The organism is Rhodoferax sp. UBA5149 (assembly GCF_002413825.1).
GTDB lineage: Bacteria > Pseudomonadota > Gammaproteobacteria > Burkholderiales > Burkholderiaceae_C > Rhodoferax.
Genome location: NZ_DHXT01000058.1, coordinates 1 through 2,819, shown reverse-complemented (window position 1 = coordinate 2,819; position 2,819 = coordinate 1). Strand labels below are relative to the sequence as shown.

2 protein-coding genes are annotated in these 2,819 nt (G+C 56.4%); one reads left to right on the top strand and one right to left on the bottom strand.

Features of this window, described 5'->3' with window-relative positions; genetic code table 11:
• Positions 1 to 449: 449 nt before the first annotated feature.
• Positions 450 to 2,447 (bottom strand): SDR family oxidoreductase, encoded by a 1,998-nt coding sequence (locus B3V69_RS04645; RefSeq protein WP_296444246.1) that lies wholly within the window; start codon positions 2,445 to 2,447, stop codon positions 450 to 452.
• Between the two features lie 203 nt (positions 2,448 to 2,650).
• Here B3V69_RS04645 and B3V69_RS04640 point away from each other — a divergent pair.
• Positions 2,651 to 2,819 (top strand): phasin family protein (locus B3V69_RS04640; RefSeq protein ID WP_296444252.1); only part of this gene is annotated, 169 nt, incomplete at its 3' end.

The window sequence follows — 2,819 nt, the reverse complement described above, 5'->3', positions numbered from 1 at the left end:
CGCGCCTTGGCGGGCTGCAAATCTTTCAAGGTAATGCCAAACGCCTGCATCTTGACAAGAATGTCTTGCACCGTGTTATCAAATTCCCGTGTCTTGATTTCATTCGCCTGCTTTTGCAGTTTCTCAATTTGATTCTGAATCTCGATCAAATTACTCATGTCAAATACCTTACCGTTGAAATGTATGACTCCCCGCACCGACTGTCATTAACAGACCATATTTGTAATATTATTTATGCGACACATTATCTCTTCTTAAATATTTTAAAACCTGTCAAAAATACGATTTTCAGGTTCATCCAAATATATATTTTTGTAAACAATCACCAAGGACGGCCTGAATAACTCAGCGCCAACTCAAGCAAGGGGAAGTTATTCAGACCGACCCCATGGATCGACCCATAAAAAAGGCGCACAACGCGCCTTTTTTTCACCGTCTGCAATCCGGGGTCAGAAATGTATCCCCCGCATCATCTGCTGCATGGCAATCGCCTCGGGGGACAGCTTTTGCTTGACCGGTTTGTCGCCCGGTTTGGCCCCCTTGGCGGCGCCGGAGTCAGGAAACATGCGAAAACTGGTGTTCATGGCAATTTGCGCAATGCGCGGCAGCACGGCGTGCAACAGCTGGCCGGCGATGCCCAAACGGGTGGCAATGCGCACCGGTTTGAAAATGCAGGCTTGCGCAATCAGGTCGGCCGCCTCTTCGGGCGCCAGCGTAGGCACGTTGTTGTAAAGCCCGGTCGGCGCGATCATGGGCGTGCGCACCAGCGGCATGTTGATGGTCGTGAATGAAACACCTTGATCGGCGAACTCACTGGAGGCACAGCGCGTCCAGGCGTCCAGCGCGGCCTTGGAGGCGACGTAGGCGCTGAACCGCGGGGCGTTGGTCAGTACGCCAATCGAGCTGATATTGACCACATGGCCTTTCTTCTTGGCCACCATGGCAGGCAACAAGCCCATGGTCACCCGCAGACTGCCGAAATAGTTGAGCTGCATGGTGCGCTCAAAATCATGAAATCGGTCGTAGCTGGACTCAATGGCGCGGCGAATCGAGCGGCCCGCGTTGTTGATCAGGAAGTCCACGCCGCCTTGGGTCTCGATCAGTTGCTTCACAAAACGGTCGCAGTCCGCCATGTCGGCGATATCAACCGGATAGGCCACAAAACTGTAACCTTTGGCCTTGGCCTCCTTGCAGGCTTCTTCCAGCTTGTCGACGTCGCGACCGCAAATGAGGGTGGTCGCGCCGGCCTCGGCAAACTTGTGCGCTGCCGCCAGGCCGATGCCCGAGGAGCCGCCGGTGACCAACACCACTTTGCCCGCCACGGTGCCGCGCAGCGAGTGGTCGATGTGCAGATCAGGGTCAAGATGCCGCTCCCAGTAGTCCCACAGACGCCAGGCGTAATCTTTCAGGTTGGGGCATGCCACACCCGTCCCCTTGAGCGCCGCCAGCGTGTCGCGGCAATCAAAACGCGTCGGGTAGTTGACGAAGGTGAGCATCTCTTCGGGCAGGCTCAGGTCTTTCATGATGGCATTGCGGACCCGGCGCACGGGGGCCAACGCCATCAGGCCTTTGGTGACACTGCGGGGAATAAACCCGAGCAACGCCGCGTTGATGAACAGATTCATCTTGGGCGCATGCGCGGCGCGACTGAAGATGTCGAGCACATCGCCCACGCGGTAGCCCACCGGGTCCACCAGGTGATAACATTTTTTTGCAATGCCCGCTTGATGGCTGATGGCGTCCAGCGCATCCACCACAAAGTCCACCGGCACAATATTGATGCGCCCGCCCTCCAGACCAATCGAGGGCAACCAGGGTGGCAGCAACTGGCGCATGCGCTGGATCAGCTTGAAAAAATAGTACGGGCCGTCGACCTTGTCCATTTCACCCGTGGTGCTGTCACCCACCACCATGGCGGGGCGGTAAACCGACCAGGGCACCTTGCATTCCAGACGCACGATTTTTTCACTTTCGTGCTTGGTCATGAAATAGGGATGTTCGTAGTTTTCGGCCTCGTCAAACATGTCCTCGCGGAACACGCCCTCATACAGTCCGGCCGCGGCTATGGATGACACATGGTGAAAGTGCCCGGCGCCGATCGCCTTGGCCAGTTCGACCGTGTGGCGGGTACCTTCAATATTGACGGCGATCTGACTGGCTTCATCGGCACCGAGGTCATAGACCGCCGCCAAATGGTAAAAGTGGTCAATCTGGCCCTTGAGCATCTTGATGCTGTCGGCCGACAGCCCGAGCTTCTTGGCGGTGAGATCGCCGAACACGGGCACCACCCGCGCCGCACTGGTGCCCCAGTAGTGCCGCAGGCCGGCCACCTTGCCCTCACTCTCTTTGCGAATCAGGAAATAAACTACCGAGTCCTTGCGCTCAAGCAGTTTTTTAACCAGACGTTTGCCAATGAACCCGGTGGCGCCGGTGACGAAATACTGCATGAGAAAGCTCCTTGACATGGCACATTCTTGCCGAAATTGCGGCGCGATCCATTCAGCGTAAACCCGCGCTCCCCTAGAGCCCGGGCCCTAGAGATTTAGGATGCCCCACCTACACGACGATTCGGTCGTCCCGTAAAGTACACCACATGCACTGACTGCGTTGTGCAACGGCGTGCAAATTTTCAACATATCTGGAGTGTCCCATGGTCAAGAAGCTGCAAAAAACCACTACGACGAAGAAGACCGGCATGCCCCTGACGGGCTCGGTCAAAGACTCGGCCCAGCAAATCTGGCAAGCTGGTTTGGGCGCTTTCAACAAGGCCCAGGCCGAAGGCACCAAGGCATTTGAAGCCCTGGTCAAGGAAGGCGTGA